Origin of the sequence: Micromonospora sp. NPDC005206 (assembly GCF_040608175.1) — a bacterium.
Classification (GTDB): Bacteria; Actinomycetota; Actinomycetes; order Mycobacteriales; family Micromonosporaceae; genus Micromonospora.
Genome location: NZ_JBEXHU010000006.1, coordinates 16,475 through 41,322 on the forward strand (window position 1 = coordinate 16,475; position 24,848 = coordinate 41,322).

Here is a 24,848-nt window from a genome sequence, read left to right on the forward strand (position 1 = left end):
CCGACGCGACGGTGATCCGTCAGGCCAGACCGGCCCGGCGAAGGGCGTTGGCCATCGCGTCGTTGGTCGGCGGCGGGGCGGAGCCGCCGCGGCCCTGCTGCTGCTGCGGTCCGCCCCGACCGCCGCCGCGATCGCCCCTCGCGACACCCCGGTCGCCGCGCGAGCCGCTCTGTCCGCCGCGGGTCCCGGCCTGGTCGCCACGCGCACCGCCGCGCTCGCGGCGTCCGCCCTCCGGCTGCGGCCGGCCGTCGCCGGAGGACGCCTCGTCCTCCAGCCGCAGGGTCAGCGAGATCCGCTTGCGCGGCACGTCGACGTCGAGCACCTTGACCCGGACCACGTCGCCGGACTTCACCACGTCGCGCGGGTCCTTGACGAAGGTGTGCGACATCGCCGAAACGTGCACCAGACCGTCCTGGTGCACTCCGACGTCGACGAACGCGCCGAACGCCGCCACGTTCGTGACCACGCCCTCCAACAGCATGCCGGGGACCAGGTCGCCGATCTTCTCCACGCCCTCGGCGAAGGTGGCCGTCTTGAAGGCCGGCCGCGGGTCGCGCCCCGGCTTCTCCAGTTCGGCCAGGATGTCGGTGACGGTGGGCAGGCCGAAGGTGTCGTCGACGAAGTCGGTGGCCTTCAGCCCGCGCAGGATCGCCGACTTCCCGATCAGGGAACGCAGGTCCTGCCCGGTGGTGGCGAGGATCCGGCGCACCACCGGGTACGACTCCGGGTGGACGCTGGAGGAGTCCAGCGGATCGTCGTCGCCGGGGATGCGCAGGAAGCCGGCGCACTGCTCGAACGCCTTCGGGCCGAGCCGGGCCACCTTCTTCAGCTCGGATCGGGAACGGAACGGGCCGTTGGCGTCCCGGTGGAGCACGATGTTCTCCGCCAGCCCGTTGCCGATGCCGGAGACCCGGGTCAGCAGGGGAGCCGAGGCGGTGTTGACGTCGACGCCGACCGCGTTGACGCAGTCCTCGACCACCGTGTCCAGTGAGCGCGACAGCTTCACCTCGGACAGGTCGTGCTGGTACTGCCCGAGGCCGATCGAACGCGGGTCGATCTTGACCAGCTCGGCGAGCGGGTCCTGCAGGCGGCGGGCGATGGAGACCGCGCCGCGCAGCGACACGTCCATCCCGGGCAGCTCCTGCGAGGCGTACGCAGAGGCGGAGTAGACCGACGCGCCGGCTTCGGAGACCACCACCTTGGTGAGGTTGAGCTGCGGGTACCGCTTGATCAGCTCGCCGGCGAGCTTGTCGGTCTCCCGACTGGCGGTGCCGTTGCCGATGGCGACCAGCTCGACGCCGTGCGCCCCGGCCAGCCGGGCGAGGGTCTCGATCGAGGCGTCCCACTGCCGGCGCGGCTCGTGCGGGTAGATCGTGTCGGTGGCGACCACCTTGCCGGTGGCGTCCACGACGGCGACCTTCACCCCGGTACGCAGGCCCGGGTCCAGCCCCATCGTGGGTCGGGTGCCGGCCGGCGCGGCGAGCAGGAGATCGCGCAGGTTGGTGGCGAAGACCCGTACCGCTTCCTCCTCGGCCGCCTGCCACAGCCGCAGCCGCAGGTCCGCGCCGAGGTGGATGAGGACCCGGGTGCGCCAGGCCCAGCGGACCGTGTCGGCCAACCAGCGGTCGGCCGGGCGGCCGGCGTCGGACACGCCGAACCGGCCGGCGATGGCCGCCTCGTACCGGCTCGGGCCGGTCGGCGCGGCGTCCGCCTCGCCGGCCTCCTCCGGTTCCATGGTCAGGTCGAGCATGCCCTCCTTCTCGCCCCGGAACATGGCCAGGATCCGGTGCGAGGGCAGCTTCGGGTACGGCTCGGAGAAGCGGCGAAGACCGGTGAGCAGACCGAGCTGTCCGGCACCTACCTGGTGCTGCTCATCGTCGCCACCATGATCGCCGGTATCGGCGTGCTACTGGACCAGCCGATCCTCATCGTCGGTGCGATGGTGGTGGGTCCGGAGTTCGGCCCCCTCGCCGCGCTCTGCGTGGCGCTGCTGCGCCGCCGGCTCGGGGTGATCGGCCGCTCGGTGCAGGCCCTCTCGGTTGGCTTCCTGACCGCCATGGTGGCGACCGTGTTGAGCACCTGGGCGCTGACCGCCGTCGGCCTGGTCAACCGGGAGATGCTGCTCGCCGACCGCCCGCTCACCGACTTCATCTGGCGACCGGACGCGCTGTCCTGGGTGGTCGGCCTGCTCGCCGGGGTGGCCGGCATGCTCTCGTTGACCTCGAAGAAGTCGGGCAGCCTGGTCGGGGTGCTGATCTCGGTGACCACGGTGCCGGCTGCGGCGAACGTGGCGGTGGCCGCCGCCTACGGGGTCTGGCACGAGGCGGCCGGGTCGGCCCTCCAACTGGTGATCAACCTGTGCGCCATCGTCCTGGCCGGGCTGCTCACCCTCGTGGTGCAGCAGGTCTCGTGGTGGAACGTGGCCCGTCGGTCCCGTCGCCCAGCAGCCGGGTGAGCAGGGTCCGCAACGGGATCGACTCGCCGTCTCGGCCGCCCGCCCCGATGACCAGCGGCGCCGGGCTGGGCTGCGGGTCGACGCCGAACAGCCGGGCTCGCAGACCGCCCTGCACGGTCAGCAGGTGGAACCGTCCGGCCACGTCCACCGCCCGGGTTCCGGCCCGGTCGACGTACCAGCCGGTCAGCCGGGTCCGGTAGCGCCCGCGCCCGTCGTAGCCCCGGGCGATCAGCCGGGTGGTGGGCAGCCCCCGCCGGGTCGCCTCGGCCACGAACCAGGCCACCAACTCCGCCGCCTCGGCCTGCTCGGCGGCCCGCCGCCGCGCGTCCGCGTCGGCGTGCGCCCGCACCGCCTGCCGCTGGCGCTCCCGCCACTCCCGGCCGTCCCGCTCACTCACGACGCCGACGGTACGCCCGCGCGTGTGGCCCGGCTCAGTCGAGTACGGCGAGCAGGGTGCGCCGGGCGATGGCGGCCATCACCGGGTTGGTCTCGACGTAGTACGGCAGCGCGTTGATCGCCTGTACCAGCGCCCAGCCGCGCCCGCGTTCCCAGGTCGCATCGTCCACGCCGAGCGCCCGCCGGTACCTCTCCCGCGACCCGGCGTCGAACAGGTTCCACGCCGACATCAGGTCCACCGCCGGATCGCCCATGTTGACCGTTTCGAAGTCGATGACCGCGGCCAGTCGCCCGTCACGGACCAGCAGGTTGCCCGGCATCAGGTCGGCGTGGATCCACACGTCACCGGCGTCGTGCCGGGGAGCGTCCCGGCAGCGGTCCCACACCTCGGCGAGCCGGGCGGTGTCGGTGAGCTGGCCACTGCTGGCGAGGGCTGACCGCACCCCGACATCCTGGGCGGCCAGCGGTCCGCCCCGGCCGAACCCCGGCCAGGCCCGACCGCCGGTGTCGATGCCATGCAGGGCGATGACAACGCCGGCCAGGTCACGGGCGAAGGCGCCCAGGTCGTCGACCCGGCTTGGCTGGGTCGGCTCGCCGGGGATCCAGCGGTACGCCGTCCACGGCCCGAGATACCCCTCGCCCGGCTCGCCGAGGCCGAGCGGTTCGGGCACCGCGATCGGCAGGTGCGGGCCGAGCAGCCGGGCGTGCTCCTGCTCCCGCCGCAGCTCGGCGCGCAGCTCGGTGTCGGCCGTTGGTTGCAGGGGGAACCGCAGGACGATCCCCGCACCGAGCCGGAAGAGGGCATTCACCGTGCCGGTCGTGGGGAGCGGACGGACGGGGAGCGCCCGCCACTCGGGAAACTGCTCGGCCACCAGCGCGGCGACGACATCCGCGGTGACGTCGACCTGGTCGGCATGCATCTTCACCGCGAGATCATCACTCACCACTCCGGGGCCGGGCGACCCCATTTCTTTCTCGAGGCCCGCCCCTTCCCCAATGGGGCCCACCCTTTCCCCTCCGACGCCTTGAGTCTCCTGTCGAGCTGCCCCCGATCTGGACCACCACATGGCTCTGCCCCAGATCTGGACCACCACGTGGCCTCCGCCCCAGATCTGGGCCACCACACGGCCTCTGCCCCAGAAATGGGGCAGCTCGACAGGTTGCCGCGGGGGACTGGACCGGCCGGCCACTGAGGTGAGCAGAGCGCCGGGGGCGCCCGGGATGTCGCCCGTGCGGGGCGACATCCCGAGCCGGGTCTGGCGAGGCGTGCGGCCCCGCTGGTCGGTCAGGCCAGGCCGGCGCGGCGCAGGGCGTCCGCCATCGCGTCGTTGGCCGGCGCCGCCGAGCGATCAGCCTGCCCGCCACGGCCACCCTGCCCGCCACGGCCACCCTGCCCGCCACGGCCACCCTGACCACCCTGACCGCCACGGCCGCCTTGACCGCCCCGCTGCTGCCCGCCGCTTCCGCCTTGCCCGCCGCGACCACCTTGACCGCCGCGCTGGTCGGGCCCGCCGCGTCCGCTCTGCGACCCGCGCTGCGCCGGTCCGCCGCGCCCGTCCTGGCCGGTCCGGTCGCCGCGGGCGCCCTGTCCGTCCCGCGTACCGGCGGGTGCCCCCGGCTCGTCCTCCAAGCGCAGGGTCAGCGAGATCCGCTTGCGGGGTACGTCGACGTCCAGCACCCTGACCCGGACGACGTCACCGGACTTCACCACCTCGCGGGGGTCCTTGACGAAGGTCCGGGACATCGCCGAGACGTGCACCAGACCGTCCTGGTGCACCCCGACGTCCACGAACGCGCCGAACGCGGCCACGTTGGTGACCACGCCCTCCAGCACCATGCCGGGAGTCAGGTCACCGATCTTCTCCACACCCTCGACGAAGGTGGCGGTGCGGAACTCGGGCCGCGGGTCGCGGCCCGGCTTCTCCAGCTCGGCCAGGATGTCGGTGACGGTCGGCAGGCCGAACCGGTCGTCGACGAAGTCGGTCGCCCGCAGCCCGCGCAGGATGCTGCTCCTACCGATCACGGAGCGTAGGTCCTGGCCGGTGCTGGCGAGGATCCGGCGCACCACCGGGTACGCCTCGGGGTGCACGCTGGAGGAATCCAGCGGGTCGTCGCCGCCGGGGATGCGCAGGAAGCCGGCGCACTGCTCGAACGCCTTGGGCCCGAGCCGGGCCACCTTCTTCAGCTCGGTACGCGACCGGAACGGCCCGTTGGCGTCCCGGTGCAGCACGATGTTCTCGGCCAGCCCGGCGCCGATCCCGGAGACCCTGGTCAGCAGCGGCGCCGAGGCGGTGTTGACGTCCACCCCGACGGCGTTGACGCAGTCCTCCACCACCGCGTCCAGAGACCGGGACAGCTTCACCTCGGACAGGTCGTGCTGGTACTGGCCGACCCCGATCGACCGTGGGTCGATCTTGACCAGCTCGGCGAGCGGGTCCTGGAGCCGACGGGCGATGGAGACCGCGCCGCGCAGCGACACGTCCATCCCCGGCAGCTCCTGAGAGGCGTACGCGGAGGCCGAGTAGACCGACGCGCCGGCCTCGGAGACCACCACCTTGGTCAGGTTGAGCTGCGGGAACCGCTTGATCAGGTCGCCGGCCAGCTTGTCGGTCTCCCGGGAGGCGGTGCCGTTGCCGATCGCCACCAGCTCCACCCCGTGCGCGCCGGCCAGCCGGGCGAGGGTCTCGATCGAGGCGTCCCACTGCCGGCGCGGCTCGTGTGGATAGATGGTGTCGGTGGCGACGACCTTGCCGGTGGCGTCCACCACGGCCACCTTGACTCCGGTCCGCAGGCCCGGGTCCAGCCCCATCGTGGACCGGGAGCCGGCCGGCGCGGCGAGCAGCAGGTCACGCAGGTTCATGGCGAAGACCCGTACCGCCTCCTCCTCGGCCGCCTGCCACAGCCGCATCCGCAGGTCCGCGCCGAGGTGGATGAGGATCCGGGTACGCCAGGCCCAGCGGACCGTGTCGGCCAGCCAGCGGTCGGCCGGGCGGGCGGCGTCGGACACGCCGAACCGGCCGGCGATGGCTGCCTCGTACCGGCTCGGGCCGGTCGGCGCGGCGTCCGCCTCGCCCGCCTCCTCCGGTTCCATCGTCAGGTCGAGCACGCCCTCCTTCTCGCCCCGGAACATGGCCAGGATCCGGTGTGAGGGCAGCTTCGGGTACGGCTCCGAGAAGTCGAAGTAGTCGGCGAACTTGGCGCCAGCGGTCTCCTGGCCCTCGCGTACCCGGGAGACCAGCCGGCCCCGCGACCACATCTGCTCGCGCAGCGTGCCGATCAGGTCGGCGTCCTCGGCGAAGGTCTCGATCAGGATCGCCCGGGCGCCCTCCAGCGCGGCGGCGGCGTCGGCGACGCCCTTCTCCGGGTCGACGAACCCGGCGGCGGTGGCCCGCGGGTCCTGGGTGGGGTCGGCCAGCAGCGTCGCGGCCAGCGGCGCCAGCCCGGCCTCGCGGGCGATCTGCGCCCGGGTCCGCCGCTTCGGCTTGTACGGCAGGTAGATGTCCTCCAGCCGGGACTTCGAGTCGGCGGCCATGATCTGCGCTTCCAGGGCCTCGTCCAGCTTGCCCTGGCCGCGGATCGACTCCAGGACGGCGGCCCGCCGCTCGTCCAGCTCGCGCAGGTAGCGCAGCCGCTCCTCCAGGGTGCGCAGCTGGGTGTCGTCGAGCAGGCCGGTGGCCTCCTTGCGGTAGCGGGCGATGAACGGCACGGTGGCGCCGCCGTCGAGCAGCTCCACGGCCGCCCGCACCTGACGCTCGGCCACGCCGAGCTCGTCGGCGATCCGCTGATGAACAGACTGGGTCACGATCTCGATCCGCCTTCGGAAGTGGGTACCGCCTGCATTGTGCCGGGCGGTGTCGGGCGTTGTCGCCGCGCCCGGCCAGGCTGATCCGTCTCGCCCGGCGGGGTTGAACCGCCGCGCCCGGCCGGGGCGACCCGGCGGCGACCCCGCCGCGCCTGCGCTAGCGTTGCGATCATGGAATCAGCTGCGGAGCCGCGTGCCCGGCGGCTCTTCGGCGGCAGCGCCCGGGCCCTCGGCGACCTCACGCCCAACCCGTTCCGCGCCGACCGGGACCGGATCGTCGGCTCGCCGTTCTTCGCCCGCCTCGGGGGCGTCACCCAGGTGATCAGCCCGGTCGGTTCCGGCCTGCTGGTGCACAACCGGCTCACCCACAGCCTGAAGGTCGCCCAGGTGGCCCGGGCGATCGCCGAGCGGCTGACCGGCGACGAGCGGTGGCGTGACCTGCTGGACAAGCTCGGCGGCTGCGATCCGGACGTGGTGGAGGCCGCGGCGCTCGCCCACGACCTGGGCCACCCGCCGTTCGGGCACCTGGGGGAGCGGGTGCTGGACCGGTTGGCCCGGCAACGCCTCGGCCTCAGCGACGGGTTCGAGGGCAACGCCCAGTCGTACCGGATCGTCACCAGCACCGAGATCCGCGGCGCGGCCACCACCGGGCTGGACCTGACCGCCGCGGTCCGCGCGGCGATGCTGAAGTACCCGTGGACCCGCCTCGACCACCCCGACCCGCACCCCCGGCTGCTGGACCCGCCGCCGCGGGGGGCCACCCCACCGCCGGACGACCCGGAGAGCGGCTCGTCGAAGTTCGGCGCCTACCGGACCGAGCTCGACGACCTGCGCCAGGCCCGGGAGCCGTTCGCCGGCCGCATCCCGGAGTGGCAGCAGACCGTGGAGGCGTCGGTGATGGACACCGCCGACGACATCGCGTACGCCATCCACGACGTGGAGGACTTCTACCGGGTCGGGGTGCTCCAGCAGGGCGCGGTCTCCGCCGAGCTGATGGCCTGGCAGCGGGAGAGCGGGCACTTCCGGGCGATCACCGACGCGGCGCTGGCCACCGCGGCCCGTCGGCCCGGCGCGGCGATCGAGCGGCTGCGCCGGCAGCTGCACCGCAAGGACGCCTGGATCGCCGACGACGACGCCTTCGCCGCCGCCGTCGAGCACGTCCGGGAGGAGCTGGTCGAGGGGCTGCTGGCGATGCCGTTCGACGGTTCGATCGAGGCCGAGCAGTACGTGGCCCGGTTCTCCGCCCGCTGGTCCACCCGCTTCGTCGAGGCGATCACGGTGACCGATCAGCCGTCGGTGCGCTCCGGGTACGTGCTGCTCGGCTGCGCCCAGTGGCACGAGGTGCAGGTGCTCAAGTTCGTCCACCACCGGTTCGTGCTGGCCCGCCCCGACCTTGCCCTGCACCAGCGCGGCCAGGCCCGGCTGCTGGGCACCCTGGTCGAGGCGCTCTGGGAGTGGCTGCTCGACCCGGAGGAGGAGTCCCGGTTGCCCCGGCGACTGCACGACTTGGTCGAGCTGGCCGAGGCGGAGCTGCATCCGCGTACGTCGGACCGGATCGGCCGGGCCCGGGGGCGGGCCATCGTGGACTTCGTCGCGCAACTCACCGACGGCCAGGCGGTGGCCATGCTGGACGCGCTCTCCGGCCGCTCCGGTGCGCTCTGGACCGACGCCTTCGTGCTTTAGGCGACGGCCTGCCACCAGCCGTCCACCGCGGGTGGTTCGTCGACCACCACGCGCTCGCCTGGGCGGGGGACGGCAAGCCTCACGTCGCGGGCCTTCGCCTCGGCCCACAGCCGGTTCACCGGTTCGGACCAGTCGTGCAGGGCCAGGTTGAACGTCGCCCAGTGCACCGGGATGAACAGCCCGCCGCGCAGGTCGAGGTGGGCGTCGACAGCCTCCTCGGGGAACATGTGGATGCTCGGCCAGGCCCGGTCGTACGCGCCGATCTGCATCAGCGTCACGTCGAACGGCCCGTGCTCCGCGCCGATCGCCGCGTACCCGTCGAAGTAGCCGGAGTCGCCGGTGTAGAAGACCTTGCGGGACCTGCCCGCGATGACCCAGGAACTCCAGAGCGTGCCGTCACGGCGCAGCCCCCGGCCGGAGAAGTGCTGGGCCGGCGTGGCGGTGACCTTCAGCCCGTCGATCCGGTGGCTGTCCGACCAGTCCAGCTCGATGGTCCGGTCGGCCGGTACGCCCCACCGGTCCAGGTGTGCCCCCACCCCCAGCGGCACCAGGAACGGCGCGGACTGCCGGGCGACCAGCTCCCGGACGGTGGCCATGTCGAGGTGGTCGTAGTGGTCGTGGGAGATGAGGATCGCGTCGAGTCGGGGCAGCTCGTCGAGGCGTACCGGCGGTTCGTGCAACCGGCGGGGACCGACCAGGGCCGAGGGTGAGCAGCGCTCGCTCCACACCGGGTCGATGAGCACCCGGTACCCCTCGATCTCCACCAGTGCCGAGGCGTGGCCGTACCAGATGATGCCGAGTTCCCGGTCGGTGCCGGTGGTGGCCGGCTCGTCGGCCGGACGCAGCAGCGGCACCGAGGTGCTCGGGCGGCGCTTCTGCTTGCCGAAGATCAGTTCGCGGAGCAGGTTGCGGCCCGGCTCGGCGGCGACCATGGTGCGGGTGCCGGCCTGGTTGTGGAAGGTGCCGTCGCGAAACTGGGGCGAGCGGGCCGCCCGGTCGGCCCGGGCGCCGGCGAGTCGGCCGCCCAGTGCCGCCGGCACGTCCCGGGCCACCCAGGCCAGGCCGGCCAGCGCGGCCAGCCCTGCCGCGCCGCCCATCCGTCGCCCGAGCGACCGCTCGACGTCCGTGCGTTCCGCTGGTGCCATCGCCGTCCCTCCGCTGTGTCCCGCACTACACGGTAGTCACCCGGGCCGGCTCGTGCCCCGGCGGCCGCCGCACCGGGCCGGACGCCGCCACGACGGCCGGCCCGGGTGCGTGCTCAGCCGCCGTTGCTGGGCCGCCGGGCCGCGATCCGGTACGCCGTGCCGGCGCCGGCGAGCCGGTCCACCGCGGCGAGGAACCGGGGGCCCATGGCGGCCCGGGCCTGCACCGCCGGGTGGGTGGCGCCGAAGTCGTCCGGGTCGGCCTGCCCGTCGGCGAACAGCGCGTAGGTGAGCACCGCGGCGCCGGACCGGTCGAAGATGATTCCGGCCTCGTGCCGGGCGTCGGCGAACCAGCCCGCCTTGGTGGCGATCCGGGCCCGCTCGTCGGAGGACATGGTGCGCCGGATGCCGTCGGTGAACGCCACCGGGGCGCGCAGCAGCCCGAGCAGGAACGCCGTCGAGGCGGGGGAGAGCAGGGTGCCGGCGACCAGGGCGCGCAGCAGGTCGTGCGTCTCCCGGGGGGTGCTGGTGCCGAGGAAGAACCGGTTCGGGTTGGCCACCGGCTCGACCTGGGTGTTCGGGAAGCCCTTGCCGACCAGGATGGCGTTGAGCTCGGCGGCCGGGCAGACCGACCCGCACAGCCGCACCGCCGTGTCGTCGGAGACGGTCAGCAGGGTGGCCAGCACGTGCCCGAGGGTCACGCTGCTCGGGTACGCGCCGTCCAGGCTGAAGATGCCGTCGCCGCCCGGAACGACGATCGCCGCCGTCACCTCGACCCGCTGGTCCAGGGTGAGCAGCCCCCGGTCGACCTTGTCGAGCACCGCCGTGGCGACCGCGATCTTGTTGACGCTGTACGCCTCGATCCGCCGGTCCGCCTCGGCCGCCACCGCGACCACGGGCGCTCCGGCCGGGTCGGCCACGCTGACGTACGCCTGCCAGTTGCCGCCGGCCGCGGTGCTGAACCGGGTGTAGGCGGCGGCGACGCGGCGGGCGGCCTGGGCCGGGGTGGTTGGGCTGGGTTCGGTCGTAGCGGCGGCGCTCGCCGGGCCGGCGGCGCCGAGCACCGTACCGGCGGTGGCCACCGTGCCCAGCCCGAGTGCGGTCCTGCGGTTCAGTCGGATGGTCAATCGTCTCCCCCATCGTGGTGCGCCGGAGCGCTTGCCGGACCACCACCCTAGGCGAGTTGATCGATGCAAGGCGCCCCCCGACCGCTCAGCCGAGCCGCCGACGCAGCACGGCGCCCACCGACCCGGGCACGCTGCGAGCGAGCTGCCGCAGGTCAGGCAGGTGACCGCCGCGCACCGCCTCGCCGGCCGGGTTCGGGGCGAAGACCGTGCCGTCGTGCGCGTCGACCGGCCGCCCGCTCAGGCCGGCCAACCGCATCAACGGTCCGACCAGGACGTCGTACACGCCGGGCAGCACGGTGAAGCCGGCGCGCAGCACCACGTTCAGCCGGCCCACGGAGACCTCCCGGCGGGGCCGGTCCACGCAGTCCACGATGGCCCGGGCCACCCGCTGGGAGCTGGTGACCGGCGGTGGAGGCCGGCCGACCCGGCCCAGGTAGTTGGCCGCCTGCTGGTACACCGGGGTGTCCACGCTGCCCGGGTTGACCAGGCACAGCCGGATCCGCGGGCTGTCGCGCAGCTCCTGCTGCAGCGTCCGGACCAGCCCCTGCAACCCCCACTTGCTGGTCACGTAGGCGCTCATGTACGGCGCGGTGATGTGCCCGAGCACCGAGCTGGTGAGGATCAGGGTGCCGGTCCCGGTGGCCCGGACGTGCCGCAACGCCACCCGCGCCGAGTCGGCCGCGGCCAGCAGATCGGTGCGCACCACCTGGTCGAAGACCCGCTCCGGCAGCTCGTCGAAGCGTCCGTAGGCCATGACGGCGGCCGTGGGCACCCAGACGTCGATGCGGCCGAACCGGTCGGCCGCGGCGCCCGCGAGCGCCTCCAGCGCGCCCGGCTCGGTGACGTCGGTGGGCACGGTCAGCACGTCGACGTCGGCGCACTCCGCGCGTACGTCGGCCAGGGTCTGTGTGGCGCGGGCGGCGAGGACGAGGCGGTCGCCGCGCTCGGCGAACGCCCGGGCCGTCGCCCGGCCGATCCCGCTGGTCGCGCCGGCGATCACCACGACCCGGCTCACGGAGCGAGCACAACCTTGATGCAGCCGTCCTCCTTCTTCTTGAACATCTCGTACGCCTGCGGCGCCCTGGCCAGCGGTACCCGATGGGTGTGCAGATCCTCGACGCCCAGCGGGTCGTCATCACCGGCGAGCAGTGGCAGGATCTCGTCGGTCCACCGGCGCACGTGGCACTGCCCCATCCGCAGCTGGATGCCCCGGTCGAACATCTCCATCAGCGGCATCGCGTCCGCCTCGCCGCCGTAGACGCTGGACAGCGAGACGGTGCCGCCGCGACGGACCGCCTTGATCGCGGCGTGCAGGACGGAGAGCCGGTCCGTGCCGACCCGGTCGGTCATCGTCTGGGCCAGCCTGTCCGGCAGCAGTCCGACGGCGGCGTGGGCCAGCTTGCCGACCGGCGCGCCGTGCGCTTCCATGCCGACGGCGTCGATCACCGCGTCCGGGCCGCGCCCGTCGACCAGGTCGATCAGCGCGCCCGGTACGTCGTCGAGTTCGCGGACGTCGAGCACCTCGATGCCGTGCCGGCGGGCCAGCTCCAGCCGCTCGGGCACCAGGTCCAGGCCGATCACCCGGCCGGCGCCGAGGTGGCGGCCGATCCGGGCGCAGAACTGCCCGACCGGGCCCAGCCCGAACACCGCCAGGGTGCCCCCGGGCGGGGTGTCCGCGTACTTCACCGCCTGCCAAGCGGTGGGCAGGATGTCGGAGAGGTAGAGGTAGCGCTCGTCGGCGCCGGTCTGCGGGATGGTGATCGGCCCGAATTGAGCCTGCGGAACGCGCAGGTACTCGGCCTGCCCGCCGGGGACCGAGCCGTAGAGCGACGTGTAGCCGAACAGCGCCGCGCCCTTGCCCTCGCTGCTGACCTGGGTGGTCTCGCACTGGGCGTAGAGCTGGCGCTGGCACATCCAGCAACTGCCACAGGAGATGTTGAACGGCACGACCACCCGGTCGCCGGGCTTGAGTCGGGTCACCTCCGGCCCGACCTCCTCGACGATGCCCATCGGCTCGTGGCCGAGGATGTCGCCGGGCTTCAGGTACGGCCCCAGCACCTCGTGCAGGTGCAGGTCGGAGCCGCAGATCGCCGTCGAGGTGATCTTCACGATCGCGTCGGTCGGCTCCTCGATCCGGGGGTCCGGGACCTCCTCGACCCGTACGTGCCGCTTGCCTTGCCAGGTCAGTGCCTTCATGCCGTTCGTCCCCTCTCCGGTGCGCCTACCGGACTGCTACCCGCGCTCCGGCACTTGAACCGGTCCGGGGTGGTTGGCGGGTCGCCGATGATCAACTCGGTTTGCATGGTGTCGGGGTGTCACCGGCGTGGGGATACGCCGACTTCCAGGAACCCGAGTTGCTCTCCCGTGCGCCACCCACAGCGCCGAGCGCAGCCGGAAAGAGCCGCTGGCCGGCACCCACCAGGGGTGCCGGCCAGCGGCGTGATCACGTACCTGAGAAAACCGGGACCGGCGCGCGGACGGTCGCCCCCAGCCCGACCACGAAGAACACCAGGCTCAGGAGCCCGGAGTGTTGTCGCCCCGCTTCGAGGTGGCCATGAGGTAGTCGCGGTTGAGCCGGCCGATGGTGTTCAGCGGAATGCCCTTCGGGCAGGCCGGGGTGCACTCACCGGCGTTGGTGCAGCCGCCGAAGCCGGCCTCGTCGTGCGCGTCGACCATGCCGATCACCCGGGTGTACCGCTCGGGCTGGCCCTGCGGCATCAGGGAGAGCTGGGTGAGCTTGGCGGCGGTGAAGAGCATGCCGGAGCCGTTCGGGCAGGCGGCGACACACGCGCCGCAGCCGATGCAGGCGGCCGACTCGAAGGCGGCGTCCGCGTTGGCCTTGGCCACCGGGGTGGAGTGCGCCTCGGGCGCGCTGCCGGTCGGCGCGGTGATGTAGCCACCGGCGGCGATGATCTTGTCGAAGGCGCCCCGGTTGACCACCAGGTCCTTGATCACCGGGAAGGCGCTGGCCCGCCACGGCTCGATGTCGATCGTCTCGCCGTCGGTGAACTGCCGCATGTGCAGCTGGCACGCGGTGGTGCCGCGCTGCGGCCCGTGCGCGTCACCGTTGATCATCAGGCCGCACATGCCGCAGATGCCCTCGCGGCAGTCGTGGTCGAACGCCACCGCGTCCTCACCGGCGAGGATCAGCCGCTCGTTGAGCACGTCGAGCATCTCGAGGAACGACATGTCCGGGGACACGTCGTCGACCTTGTAGGTCACCATCCGACCCTTGTCCTCAGGGCCCTTCTGGCGCCAGATGCGCAGGGTCAGGTTCACTTGTAGCTCCGCTGCGTGGGGTGGACGTATTCGAACATCAGGTCTTCCTTGTGCAGCACCGACGGCTCACCGGTGGCGGTGAACTCCCAGGCCGCCACGTACGCGAACCGGTCGTCGTCGCGCTGCGCCTCGCCGTCCGGGGTCTGGTGCTCGGCCCGGAAGTGGCCGCCGCAGGACTCCTCGCGGTGCAGGGCGTCGACGCACATCAGCTCGGCCAGCTCGAAGAAGTCGGCCACCCGGCCGGCCTTCTCCAGCGACTGGTTGAGCTCCTCGCCGCTGCCGGACACCCGGACCCGCTGCCAGAACTGGTCGCGCAGGGCACGGATCTCGCCGATCGCCTTGCGCAGCCCGGCCTCGCTGCGCTCCATGCCGCAGTGCTCCCACATGATCTGGCCCAGCTCCCGGTGGAACGAGTCCACCGTCCGGTCGCCGTTGACCGCCAGCAGCCGCTGGATCCGGTCCTCGACATCGGCGCGCGCCTCGACCGCCGCCGGGTGGCTGGCGTCGACCTTCTCCAGCGGGCCCGAGGCCAGGTAGTTGGCGATCGTGGTCGGCAGCACGAAGTAGCCGTCGGCCAGGCCCTGCATCAGCGCTGAGGCGCCGAGCCGGTTCGCGCCGTGGTCGGAGAAGTTCGCCTCGCCGATCACGAACAGGCCGGGGATGCTCGACTGGAGGTCGTAGTCGACCCAGAGACCACCCATCGTGTAGTGCACGGCGGGGTAGATCCGCATCGGCACCTCGTACGGGTCCTCGCCGGTGATCCGCTCGTACATCTCGAAGAGGTTGCCGTACTTGGCCTCGATGGCCTTGCGGCCCAGCCGGCCGATCGCGTCGGCGAAGTCGAGGTAGACACCGAGTTTGGTCGGCCCGACGCCGCGTCCCTCGTCGCAGACGTTCTTCGCGGCGCGGGAGGCGATGTCGCGGGGGACCAGGTTGCCGAAGGAGGGGTAGATCCGCTCCAGGTAGTAGTCCCGCTCGTCCTCCGGGATGTCCTGGGGGTTGCGGTCGTCGCCCTTGGTCTTCGGCACCCAGACCCGGCCGTCGTTGCGCAGCGACTCGCTCATCAGGGTCAGCTTCGACTGGTGGTCGCCGGAGACTGGGATGCAGGTCGGGTGGATCTGCGTGTAACAGGGGTTGGCGAAGTACGCGCCCTTGCGGTGCGCCCGCCAGGTGGCGGTGACGTTGCAGCCCTTGGCGTTGGTGGAGAGGTAGAAGACGTTGCCGTAGCCGCCGGACGCGAGCACGACGGCGTCGGCCATCTCGGTGCTGATCTCGCCGGTGACCAGGTCGCGGACCACGATGCCGCGGGCCTTGCCGTCCACGATGACGAGCTCCAGCATCTCGTGCCGGGCGTTCATCTCCACGTTGCCGAGGCCGATCTGCCGCTCCAGCGCCTGGTACGCGCCGAGCAGCAGTTGCTGGCCCGTCTGCCCCCGGGCGTAGAAGGTGCGCTGCACCTGGGCGCCGCCGAAGGAGCGGGTGTCCAGCAGACCGCCGTACTCGCGGGCGAACGGCACGCCCTGGGCGACGCACTGGTCGATGATGTTGACCGACACCTCGGCCAGCCGGTGCACGTTCGACTCCCGGGAGCGGAAGTCGCCGCCCTTGACGGTGTCGTAGAACAGTCGGTGCACCGAGTCGCCGTCGTTGCGGTAGTTCTTCGCGGCGTTGATGCCGCCCTGCGCCGCGATCGAGTGCGCCCGGCGGGGGCTGTCCTGGTAGCAGTAGGACCTGACGTGGTAGCCCTGCTCGGCCAGGGTGGCCGCGGCCGAGCCGCCGGCCAGGCCGGTGCCGACCACGATCACCGTCATCTTGCGGCGGTTCGCGGGGTTGACCAGCTTGGCCTCGAAGCGTCGGGTGTCCCAGCGCTTCTCGATCGGGCCGGTGGGAGCCTTGGTGTCGGCGATCGGGTCGCCCTCGGTGAAGAGTTCCATGTCAGGACACCAATCCGGTGAGAACGGCGAACGGGACCACCAGGTATCCGGCGCAGAGCAGCACGGCGAAGACCAGCGCGGCGGTGCGCGCCCGGCGCTCGCCCCGCGGCGTCTGCTGGCCGAGGCTGCGGAACGCGCTGAAGGCGCCGTGCCGCAGGTGGAAGCCCACCGCGACGATGGCGAGGGTGTAGAAGAGCGTGACGTACCAGCGCTCCGGCGCGAAGTCGGCGACGACGTTGCCGTAGGGCTTGCTCTCGTCACCGACCGGGTTCAGCGTGCCGGTGGTCAGGTCCAAGAGGTGGTAGATGACGAAGAGCAGGATGATCACCCCGCCCCAGCGCATGGTGCGGGCCGCGTAGCTGCCGTTGACCTTCTTGCGGTGGGCGTATTTCACCGGGCGGGCCGCGTGGGCCCGGCGGGCCAGCACCGTCGCGGCCACGATGTGGGCGACGACCGCCACCACCAGCCCGAAGCGCAGGATCCACAGGAACCACACGCCGGGCAGTAGCGGCTTGCCGATGTCGCGCAGCCAGCGCGCGTAGTGGTCGAACGAGGTCTCCCCCGTGAACACCTTCAGGTTGCCGAGCATGTGTGCGATCAGGAACAGCGCCAGCATGATGCCCGTCACCGCCATGACGGCCTTGAGACCGACGTTGGAGCGGATGGGCGACCGAGTTTTCGTGACTACCACACGATCGACGCTAGGAGCACATGGATCAGTCGTCCAATGCATCAAACTCGCAGTGTTGATAGCCGTAAGCTATGTAGATGCAACTCCATCAGCTCCGGTACTTCGTTGCGGTGGCCGAAGTACGACATTTCACCCAAGCCGCCGACATCGTCGGCATCACTCAGCCTTCTCTCAGTAAGCAAATTCACGCCCTGGAGACCGACCTCGGGGCCCCACTGTTCGAGCGGGTACGGGGCAACATCGCCCTCACCGCGGCCGGCGAGGTGCTGCTGCCGTTGGCCACCCGCATCCTCGCCGACGTGGAGACCGCGACCCGGGAGGTCCAGGAGTTGGTCGGGCTGCGCCGGGGCCGGGTCCGGCTCGGCGCCACCCCCAGCCTCGCCACGTCGCTCGCCCCGCCGGTGCTGCGGCGGTTCCGCGACGCGCACCCCACCGTCGACCTGAAGGTCGAGGAGGGCGGGTCCCAGGACCTGGTGCGCGACCTGCTCCGCGGCGACCTCGACCTGGCGCTGATCATCATGCCGGCCCAGGGCGCCGACCCGGGGCTGCGCGTCGATCCGATCCTGCAGGAGAGCCTGGTGGTGGCCTCGGTGGGGGAGGTGCCGACCGCCTCGGCGAACGGGGAACTGCGCATCACCGACCTGCGCGACCAGCCGATGGTGATGTTCCGGGAGGGCTACGACCTGCGCGACGCCACCATCGAGGCGTGCCGCGCGGCCGGCTTCGAGCCGACCTTCGCGGTCGACGGCGGAGAGATGGACGCGGTGCTCAGCTTCGTCGAGGCGGGGCTCGGCGTCGCGCTGGTGCCCGGCATCGTGCTGGCCCGCCGTCCGGGAGTGCGGATCACCCGGCTGGCGCCGCCCGGGGTCCGGCGGACCATCGCGGTGGCCCGCCGGCGGGACGTCGTGCCGACCCACGCCGGCCGGGAACTGCGCCGCATCCTGCTCGACTACGTACAGTCCGCGATCGACGGCGACGACCTCCCGCCGGGTGTGGACCCCCGCTGATCGCCGTCAGCGGCCTTCGGCGTCGTCCATCGCGCGGTAGATCCGCTGCTCCGAGACGGGGTACGGGGTGCCCAGCGCCTGAGCGAAGACGTTCACCCGCAACTCCTCGATCATCCAGCGGATCTGCCGGACGGCGGTCTCCTGCCGGCGTGCCGGCGGCAGCGCGGCGAGCAGGTCGTCGTACTCCTTCTGCACCGTCGCGATCCGGTCCTGCTGCTGCCGGTCGCGTTGCGGGTTGCCGCCCAGCCGGTCCAGGCGGCGCTCGATGGCGGTGAGGTAGCGCAGCAGATCGGGCAGGCGCGCGTACCCGGCCTCGGTGATGAACCCGGCGTGCACCAGACCGGCGAGCTGTTTGCGGATGTCGGCCAGTGCGGCCACGACGGCGAGGTTGCGGGTGGCGCCGAGCCGCTGTTCGACGGTGTACGCGGCGGCGAGCACCTTGCGTACCCGGTCCATCACCTCGACCACGGTGTCGACCAGGTCGGCGCGGACCTTCTCGCGGAGCGCCGCGAACCCGTCGGCGTCCCAGGCCGGCCCGCCGGCGGCACCGATCAACCGGTCGATGGCCGCGCCCGCGGCGTCCTCGATCAGCTCCTGCACGCCGCCGTGCGGGTTGCGGCTCAGCGCCAGCTTCGCCTCGTTGTTCAGCCGGCCCTGTAGGAACCGGGCCGGGGACGGCACGGTGAGCCGCAGGAGCCGGCGGGTGCCGGCCCAGTGCGCCGCCTCCGCCTCGGCCGGGGAGTCGAAGACCTTCACCCCGACGGTGGCGCCCTCGTCGACCAGTGCCGGGTACGCGGTCACCGCGTACCCGGCGCGGACCTGCTCGATGGTGCGCGGCAGCGTGCCGATGCTCCACTCGCGCAGCCCGGTGCGGGCCACCTCCGGCGCGGCGGCCGCCACCACCTGGCGTACCTCCTGGCGGAGTTGGCGTTGCAGGGTTGGCAGGTCCTTGCCCTCGGCGACCGGCTTCTCGTCGTCGCCGAGCACCCGGAAGGTGACCCGCAGGTGTGCCGGGAGCTTGCCGGGCTCCCAGGCGTCGCGCGGCACGGTGACCCCGGTCATCCGGCGCAGTTCCCGGGTGAGCGCGTCCAGCAGCGACTCCTCGCCGGGGGTGATCGCCGCCAGGGCGGCCCGGGCGTAGTCCGGCACCGGGACGAAGTTGCGGCGGATCGCCTTGGGCAGCGAGCGGATCAGCGCGATCACCGTCTCCTCGCGCAGCCCGGGTACCTGCCAGCCGAAGCTCTCCGCCGGCACCTGGTTGAGCAGCGGCAGCGGGATGTCCACGGTGACGCCGTCGGCCGGCGTGCCCGGCTCGAACCGGTAGGTCAGTGGCAGGGTCACCCCCTGGGTCTGCCACTCGTCCGGGTAGTCGCCCTCGTCCACCCCCGGCCGGCCGTCGTTGACGAGCAGGTCGCGGGTGAAGGTGAGCAGGTCGGGCAGGTCCCGGCGGGTCTTCTTCCACCAGGTGTCGAAGTGCCGGCCGGACACGACGTCGGCCGGGATCCGCTGGTCGTAGAAGCCGAAGATGGTCTCGTCGTCGACCAGGATGTCCCGGCGGCGGGCCCGGCTTTCCAACTCCTCGATCTCGGCGAGCAGCCGCTTGTTGTCACTCCAGAACTGGTGGTGGGTCTGCCAGTCGCCCTCGACGAGGGCATGCCGGATGAACAGCTCCCGGCTCAGCGGCGGGTCGATCCGCCCGAAGTTCACCTTGCGGGAGGTGACGAGCGGGACGCCGTACAGGGTGACCTTCTCGTAGGCCATCACCGCGGCCTGCTTCTTCTCCCAGTGCGGCTCGCTGTAACTGCGCTTGACCAGGTGTTGCGCGAGCGGCTCGACCCACTCCGGCTCGACCCGACCGGCGATGCGGCCCCAGAGTCGGGAGGTCTCCACCAGCTCGGCGGCCATCACCCAGCGCGGCGGCTTCTTGAACAGCGCCGAGCCGGGGAAGAGCGCGAACTTCGCGCCCCGCGCGCCCAGGTACTCGTGTTTCTGCGCGTCCTTCAGGCCGATGTGCGACAGCAGACCGGGCAGCAGTGACTGGTGCACCTTCGGGGTGTCGATCTCCTCCGGCAGATCGGCGCCGCCCCGGCGGCTCTCACCCCGGCCGGCGTCCGCGCCGTCCGAGGTGTCCCGCGCCGGCCGTCCGCCGCGCCGGTCGCCCTCCTGCGGGGTACGCAGCACCTGGCGCAGCTGCCCGACGATGTCCTGCCACTCGCGGACCCGCAGGTAGTTCAGGTACTCCGCCTTGCACATCCGGCGGAACGCGCTGGAGGACAGCTCCCGCTGCTGTTCCCGCAGGTAGCGCCACAGGTTGAGGAACGCGACGAAGTCCGATTCCTTGTCGGCGAACCGGGCGTGCGCCTGGTCTGCCTGGGCCTGCTTCTCCGCGGGCCGCTCCCGTGGGTCCTGGATGGAGAGCGCGGCGGCGATCACCAGCACCTCGGTCGCGCAACCGTTGCGTTCGCCCTCGACGACCATGCGGGCCAGCCGCGGGTCGACCGGCAGTTGGGCCAGCCGCCGGCCCAGCGCGGTGAGCCGCTTCGCCGGGTCGGCCTCGGCCGGGTCGAGCGCGCCCAGCTCGTGCAGCAGGTTGACGCCGTCGGTGATGTTGCGCCGGTCCGGCGGGTCGATGAACGGGAACGCGGCGAGGTCGCCGAGCCCGATCGCGGTCATCTGGAGGATGACCGACGCCAGGTTGGTGCGCAGGATCTCCGGGTCGGTGAATTCCGGCCGGGAGAGGAAGTCCTGCTCGTCGTAGAGGCGTATGCAGATGCCGTCCGAGGTACGCCCGCAGCGACCCTTGCGCTGGTTGGCCGACGCCTGGGAGATCGGTTCGATCGGCAGCCGCTGCACCTTGAGCCGGCTGGAGTAGCGGGAGATCCGGGCGGTGCCCGGGTCCACCACGTACTTGATTCCGGGCACGGTCAGTGAGGTCTCCGCGACGTTGGTGGCGAGCACCACCCGACGCGCGGTGTGCGCCGCGAACACCCGGTGCTGCTCGGCGGAGGAGAGCCGGGCGTACAGCGGCAGGATCTCGGTGCCGAGCAGCGAGCGCTTCTTCTGCACCAGCTTGCTTAGCGCGTCGGCGGTGTCCCGGATCTCCCGTTCACCGCTGAGGAAGACCAGGATGTCGCCGGGGCCCTCGGCGGCCAGCTCTTCGACGGCGTCGCCGATCGCCTGGATCTGGTCGCGGACGGTCTCCTCGTCGCCGTCGCCGTCGCCGTCCTCCTCGCCCTCGGCGACCTCGACCAGTGGCCGGTAGCGCACCTCCACCGGGTAGGTGCGGCCCGAGACCTCGACCACCGGCGCCGGTACGCCCTGCGGCTCGTCGGCGGTGGGCGGCCCCGCGAAGTGTCGGGCGAAGCGGTCGGTCTCGATGGTCGCCGAGGTGATGATCACCTTGAGGTCGGGTCGTCGGGGGAGCAGCTCCCGCAGGTACCCGAGGATGAAGTCGATATTGAGGCTGCGCTCGTGCGCCTCGTCGATGATCAACGTGTCGTACTGGCGCAGCATCCGGTCGGTCTGCAACTCGGCCAGCAGGATGCCGTCGGTCATCAGCTTGACCAGGCTGCGGTCGCTGACCTGGTCGGTGAAGCGCACCTTGTAGCCGACCACGTCACCCAGCTCGGTGCCCAGCTCGTCGGCGATCCGGTCCGCGACCGTCCGGGCCGCCAGCCGCCGGGGCTGGGTGTGCCCGATCAGCCCGTGCACCCCGCGCCCCAGCTCCAGGCAGATCTTGGGTATCTGGGTGGTCTTGCCGGAGCCGGTCTCGCCGGCCACGATCACCACCTGGTGGTCGCGGATGGCGGCGGCGATGTCGTCCTTGCGCTCGCTGACCGGCAACCCCGCCGGGTACGTGATCACGGGTACGGCCGCGCGCCGGGCGGCGATCCGCTGCTCGGCCCGCGCCAGGTCGGTGGTGATCTCGGCCAACGCCGCCTCCCGGCGCTGCGGGTCGCGCAGCTTGCGGGCGCCGTCCAGCCGTCGCTGGAGCCGGCGCTGGTCGCGGAACATCAGGGGGGAGAGGCGGCGGTGCAGCTCGCGGACGGGATCGGTCGCGGCGGAGGAGGCTGGATTCTGCATGTCGTGCCCAAGGATAGGCAGCCCGGCCGCGTACCGCCCCTGGGTTACCGCGCCGCCGCTCTCCGGGCACAGCGCGGCGGTCTAGAGTTGGCGGCCGACGTCGAGCGCTGGGGGACGGAATGGAGCTGCGGGACACCGACCGCGCGCTGGTGCAGGCCGCCACGGCGGTCGCCAAGCTGCGCTGCCGCAGCGAGAACCACACCGTCGCGGCCGCCGCTCGGACCGCCGACGGGCGGGTCTTCACCGGGGTGAACGTCCACCACGTCACCGGCGCGACGTGCGCCGAGCTGATCGTCGTCGGCACCGCCGCGACGCAGGGCGTCACCGGGCTGGAGACGATCGTGACGGTGGCGGATCGCGGGCGCGAGATCGTCGCGCCGTGCGGCCGGTGCCGCCAGGTGCTGGGGGACCACTTCCCTGCGCTGCGGGTGATCGTCGGCTCGGTGGAGGCCCTGCGGGTGGTGCCGATCGGCGAGCTGCCGCCGGAGCGCCACGTCGAGGATGAGCAGCGGAACGCGCCGCCGCCGGCCAGCTCGCCGGTCCCTCCGGCGGCCCGCAGCGCCGCGGCCGGCTGACCGGCGCCAGCTCCTGGCGCGTCAGTCGCCGGCCGCCGCCTCCAGCATCGAGCGGGGGATCGGCACGCTCTCGAACCGCACGTTGCCCTCCGGCACCAGCCAGCTCATCACCTGTACGGCCAGCTGCCCGGCTCGCACCGCCGGATCGTTGTGATACAGCTCGCGGGCCTCGTCCGGGGCGATGGAGAGCACGACGAAGCCCCGCAGCCGGTCGTCGTCGCCGTGCAGGAACGGCCCGGCCGCGAGCACGAGTCCCTGCTCCACGAGCCCCGCCTGGTGGGCCAGGTGCGTGTTCTGCAACCGGTCGATCGCGTCCTGCGGCAGCTCCGGGGCGTCCGCCGGCCGGACCAGAAGCACGACCGTGTGCTGGTCGAATCGCATGCTCCCACCCTAGGCGGGCCGCCCCCTCGCCGCGGGCGTCCGACCTGGTCACCCGCCCTGGATCGACGAGCGCCAGTTAGGCCACCCTCAGGACGTCGGCTAAGGTAAGGCGAACCTAAGCGCGAACGTGCAGGAGACTCGTGACCACCCTCGCCACCCGGCCGGCCCCGGCCCGCAACCGGTCCGGCACGCGTACCGGCCGCCGGGTGGCCGTCACCGTCGGCGCCGCGCTGGTGCTGCTGCTCACCGTGCTGGCCAGCTTCGCGCTCGGCAGCAGGCAACTCGGCGTCGACCAGGTCTGGCACGCCCTCGTCGCGCCGGACGGCAGTGACGCCAGCACCATCGTCCGCGAGCTGCGGGTGCCGCGCACCGCGCTCGGCCTCGCCGTCGGGCTCGCGCTCGCCGTGGCCGGCGTGCTGTTCCAGGCCCTCACCCGCAACCCGCTCGCCGAGCCGCGCATCCTCGGCATCAGCGCCGGCGCGTCGTTCGGCGTGGTGCTGGCCATCTCCGTCTTCGGTGTCGGCACGCTCGCCGGGTACGTCTGGTTCGGCATCGCCGGTGCGCTGATCGCCGGGCTGCTGGTCTTCGCCATCGCCACCCGGGCCCGCGAGGGCGCCAGCCCGGTCACCCTCGCGCTGGTCGGCGCGGCGCTCGACGCCAGCCTGGCCTCCGGGGTGTACGCGCTGCTCAGCATCGACGCCCGCACCTTCGAGGAGTACCGATTCTGGGTGGTCGGCGGGCTGGCAGGACGGGACCTGTCGGTCACCGCCCAGGTGCTGCCCTTCGTCCTCGCCGGCCTGGTGCTTGCCGCCCTGGTGGCCCGGGGTCTGGACGCGTTGGCCCTCGGCGACGACGTGGCCCGCGGCCTCGGCAACCGGGTCGGCCTGGTCCGCCTCGGCGGTGGCCTCGCCGCCGTGCTGCTGACCGGGGCCGCGGTGGCGGCGGCCGGGCCGGTCGCCTTCGTCGGGTTGGCCGTGCCGCACCTGGCACGCGCCCTGGTCGGCGCGGACCACCGCTGGACCCTCGCCGTCTCCGCCCTGCTCGGGCCGGCCCTGCTGCTCGGCGCCGACGTCGTCGGCCGGCTCGTCGCCCCGCCCGGCGAGATACCGGCCGGGATCGTCACCGCCCTGATCGGCGCGCCGCTGCTGGCCGTGCTGGTGCGCCGCGCCCGGGTGGTGACCGCGTGACCACCGTCGACCGCATCCCCGACTCCCCGACCACGGCGCCGGACGTCGACGCGACGCCCGGTGGCGCCGACGCCCGGCTGCCCGGGCGGTCGCTGCTGCGGATCGGCCCAGTCAGCCTGCAGGTCCGCCGCCGCGCGGTGCTGGTGGCCGCCACGCTGACCGTGCTGCTCCTGCTGGCCGTGGTGCTCAGCCTCTCCCTGGGCACCCCGTACGTCGCCCCGGCCGACGTTCTGCGCGCGCTCTCCGGGGCGGGTACCCCGTACGATTTGGTCGTCTTTGACCTTCGGCTGCCGCGGATCGTGTTGGCCGCGGTGGCCGGCGCGGCCTTCGGCGTGGCCGGCACGCTGATCCAGAGCGTGGCCCGCAACCCGCTGGCCAGTCCGGACGTCATCGGCATCACCCAGGGCGCCGGGCTCGCCGCGACCGTGGCGTTGACCAGCGGGGCGGCCGCGGTGCTGGTGGCGCCCACCGCGCTGGTGGGCGGGCTGCTCGCCGCGGTGCTGCTGTTCGCCCTCGGTGCCCGGCACGGGCTGGCCGCGCAGCGGTTCGTGCTCGCCGGAGTCGCGGTCGCCTTCGCCTTCCGGGCGCTGACCGAGGTGGTCATGCTCACCGCCGACCCGATCGACGGGCTGCGGGCGCAGATCTGGCTGATCGGCACCCTGGCCGGCAAGGGCTGGACCGAGGCCGCCTGGATCGCCGGCACGCTGCTGGTGCTGCTGCCGGTGCTGGCCTGGGCCGGATGGGCGCTGAACAGCACCGCCCTGGACGACGACACCGCACGCGGGGTCGGGCTACGCCCGGTGGCCCGCCGCATCGGGCTCGCCGGCACCGGCGTACTCGTCGCCGCGATGGTCACCGCCCAGGTCGGCGCCGTCGACTTCGTGGCCCTGGTCGCGCCCCAGGTGGCCCGGCGGCTGGTACGGGCCGAACGGCCGCCGCTGGTCTGCGCGGCGCTGCTCGGCGCGCTGCTGCTGGTGCTGGCCGATCTGGCCGGCCGACGCCTGTTCGCACCCACCCAACTGCCGGCCGGCGTGCTGACCGCCGCGATCGGCGGGCCGTACCTGATCTTCCTGCTGCTGCGCGGACGGCGGCGGTCCTCGTGACTC

At 72.8% G+C, this 24,848-nt stretch carries 19 protein-coding genes; 6 read left to right on the forward strand and 13 right to left on the reverse strand.

What is annotated here, in order from left to right:
* Nucleotides 1-19: 19 nt before the first annotated feature.
* Nucleotides 20-1,750 carry a Tex family protein gene (locus tag ABZU69_RS10135; RefSeq protein ID WP_354964327.1) on the reverse strand — a complete coding sequence of 577 codons (1,731 nt, stop codon included), beginning with the start codon at nucleotides 1,748-1,750 and terminating at the stop codon, nucleotides 20-22.
* A gap of 36 nt (nucleotides 1,751-1,786) precedes the next feature.
* Here ABZU69_RS10135 and ABZU69_RS10140 point away from each other — a divergent pair, with 36 nt between their 5' ends.
* Nucleotides 1,787-2,455, forward strand: a complete 669-nt coding sequence (locus tag ABZU69_RS10140) for a DUF389 domain-containing protein (protein WP_354964045.1) — start codon at nucleotides 1,787-1,789, stop codon at nucleotides 2,453-2,455.
* On the opposite strand, the gene ABZU69_RS10145 is transcribed toward ABZU69_RS10140, so the two are convergent.
* The 3 genes from ABZU69_RS10145 to ABZU69_RS10155 all read right to left on the reverse strand — a co-directional run bounded on the left by ABZU69_RS10145 (nucleotide 2,385) and on the right by ABZU69_RS10155 (nucleotide 6,653).
* A complete protein-coding gene (locus tag ABZU69_RS10145) occupies nucleotides 2,385-2,852 on the reverse strand; it encodes a hypothetical protein (protein ID WP_354964046.1) in 468 nt (155 codons plus the stop codon). The two genes, ABZU69_RS10140 and ABZU69_RS10145, sit on opposite strands and share 71 nt — an antisense overlap.
* A gap of 34 nt (nucleotides 2,853-2,886) precedes the next feature.
* Nucleotides 2,887-3,771, reverse strand: coding sequence for an aminoglycoside phosphotransferase family protein (locus tag ABZU69_RS10150; RefSeq protein WP_354964328.1), 885 nt, complete (start codon nucleotides 3,769-3,771; stop codon nucleotides 2,887-2,889).
* Nucleotides 3,772-4,136: 365 nt separating this feature from the next.
* A complete protein-coding gene (locus ABZU69_RS10155) occupies nucleotides 4,137-6,653 on the reverse strand; it encodes a Tex family protein (protein ID WP_354964047.1) in 2,517 nt (838 codons plus the stop codon).
* Between the two features lie 171 nt (nucleotides 6,654-6,824).
* Here ABZU69_RS10155 and dgt point away from each other — a divergent pair, with 171 nt between their 5' ends.
* A complete protein-coding gene (gene dgt, locus ABZU69_RS10160; protein WP_354964048.1) occupies nucleotides 6,825-8,336 on the forward strand; it encodes a dGTP triphosphohydrolase in 1,512 nt (503 codons plus the stop codon).
* Here dgt and ABZU69_RS10165 read toward each other — a convergent pair.
* The 7 genes from ABZU69_RS10165 to ABZU69_RS10195 all read right to left on the reverse strand — a co-directional run bounded on the left by ABZU69_RS10165 (nucleotide 8,333) and on the right by ABZU69_RS10195 (nucleotide 16,509).
* Nucleotides 8,333-9,481, reverse strand: a complete 1,149-nt coding sequence (locus ABZU69_RS10165) for an MBL fold metallo-hydrolase (RefSeq protein WP_354964049.1) — start codon at nucleotides 9,479-9,481, stop codon at nucleotides 8,333-8,335. The two genes, dgt and ABZU69_RS10165, sit on opposite strands and share 4 nt — an antisense overlap.
* Before the next feature lie 113 nt (nucleotides 9,482-9,594).
* Nucleotides 9,595-10,605: a serine hydrolase gene (locus ABZU69_RS10170; RefSeq protein ID WP_354964050.1), complete on the reverse strand. Its 1,011-nt coding sequence runs from the start codon at nucleotides 10,603-10,605 to the stop codon at nucleotides 9,595-9,597.
* An 85-nt stretch (nucleotides 10,606-10,690) separates the two neighbouring features.
* The gene (locus tag ABZU69_RS10175) at nucleotides 10,691-11,620 is read right to left on the reverse strand and encodes an SDR family NAD(P)-dependent oxidoreductase (RefSeq protein WP_354964051.1); all 930 of its coding nucleotides are present in this window, start codon (nucleotides 11,618-11,620) and stop codon (nucleotides 10,691-10,693) included.
* Nucleotides 11,617-12,801, reverse strand: a complete 1,185-nt coding sequence (locus tag ABZU69_RS10180) for a zinc-dependent alcohol dehydrogenase (RefSeq protein ID WP_354964052.1) — start codon at nucleotides 12,799-12,801, stop codon at nucleotides 11,617-11,619. The genes ABZU69_RS10175 and ABZU69_RS10180 overlap by 4 nt, the downstream gene beginning before the upstream one ends.
* A gap of 318 nt (nucleotides 12,802-13,119) precedes the next feature.
* On the reverse strand, nucleotides 13,120-13,884 hold the full coding sequence (locus ABZU69_RS10185) for a succinate dehydrogenase/fumarate reductase iron-sulfur subunit (RefSeq protein WP_354964053.1): 765 nt from the start codon (nucleotides 13,882-13,884) through the stop codon (nucleotides 13,120-13,122).
* Entirely contained in the window at nucleotides 13,881-15,818 is a 1,938-nt protein-coding gene (locus ABZU69_RS10190; RefSeq protein WP_354964054.1) for a fumarate reductase/succinate dehydrogenase flavoprotein subunit, read from the reverse strand. Before ABZU69_RS10190 ends, ABZU69_RS10185 begins: the two co-directional genes overlap by 4 nt.
* Nucleotide 15,819: 1 nt before the next feature.
* The gene (locus ABZU69_RS10195; RefSeq protein WP_354964055.1) at nucleotides 15,820-16,509 is read right to left on the reverse strand and encodes a succinate dehydrogenase cytochrome b subunit; all 690 of its coding nucleotides are present in this window, start codon (nucleotides 16,507-16,509) and stop codon (nucleotides 15,820-15,822) included.
* Between the two features lie 77 nt (nucleotides 16,510-16,586).
* On the opposite strand from ABZU69_RS10195, the gene ABZU69_RS10200 reads away from it, so the two are divergent.
* Nucleotides 16,587-17,516, forward strand: a complete 930-nt coding sequence (locus tag ABZU69_RS10200) for a LysR family transcriptional regulator (protein ID WP_354964056.1) — start codon at nucleotides 16,587-16,589, stop codon at nucleotides 17,514-17,516.
* 6 nt (nucleotides 17,517-17,522) lie between these two features.
* On the opposite strand, the gene hrpA is transcribed toward ABZU69_RS10200, so the two are convergent.
* Nucleotides 17,523-21,599 carry an ATP-dependent RNA helicase HrpA gene (gene hrpA, locus ABZU69_RS10205; protein ID WP_354964057.1) on the reverse strand — a complete coding sequence of 1,359 codons (4,077 nt, stop codon included), beginning with the start codon at nucleotides 21,597-21,599 and terminating at the stop codon, nucleotides 17,523-17,525.
* 119 nt (nucleotides 21,600-21,718) lie between these two features.
* Between hrpA and ABZU69_RS10210 the strand changes: the two genes are divergently transcribed.
* On the forward strand, nucleotides 21,719-22,174 hold the full coding sequence (locus tag ABZU69_RS10210; protein WP_354964058.1) for a cytidine deaminase: 456 nt from the start codon (nucleotides 21,719-21,721) through the stop codon (nucleotides 22,172-22,174).
* A 21-nt stretch (nucleotides 22,175-22,195) separates the two neighbouring features.
* Here ABZU69_RS10210 and ABZU69_RS10215 read toward each other — a convergent pair whose 3' ends face one another.
* Nucleotides 22,196-22,555: a YciI family protein gene (locus tag ABZU69_RS10215; RefSeq protein ID WP_354964059.1), complete on the reverse strand. Its 360-nt coding sequence runs from the start codon at nucleotides 22,553-22,555 to the stop codon at nucleotides 22,196-22,198.
* A gap of 140 nt (nucleotides 22,556-22,695) precedes the next feature.
* Between ABZU69_RS10215 and ABZU69_RS10220 the strand changes: the two genes are divergently transcribed.
* Together ABZU69_RS10220 and ABZU69_RS10225 are read left to right on the forward strand one after the other, a co-directional pair.
* On the forward strand, nucleotides 22,696-23,742 hold the full coding sequence (locus ABZU69_RS10220; RefSeq protein WP_354964060.1) for an iron ABC transporter permease: 1,047 nt from the start codon (nucleotides 22,696-22,698) through the stop codon (nucleotides 23,740-23,742).
* Nucleotides 23,739-24,845, forward strand: coding sequence for an iron ABC transporter permease (locus tag ABZU69_RS10225; RefSeq protein WP_354964061.1), 1,107 nt, complete (start codon nucleotides 23,739-23,741; stop codon nucleotides 24,843-24,845). The genes ABZU69_RS10220 and ABZU69_RS10225 overlap by 4 nt, the downstream gene beginning before the upstream one ends.
* Nucleotides 24,846-24,848 lie beyond the last annotated feature (3 nt).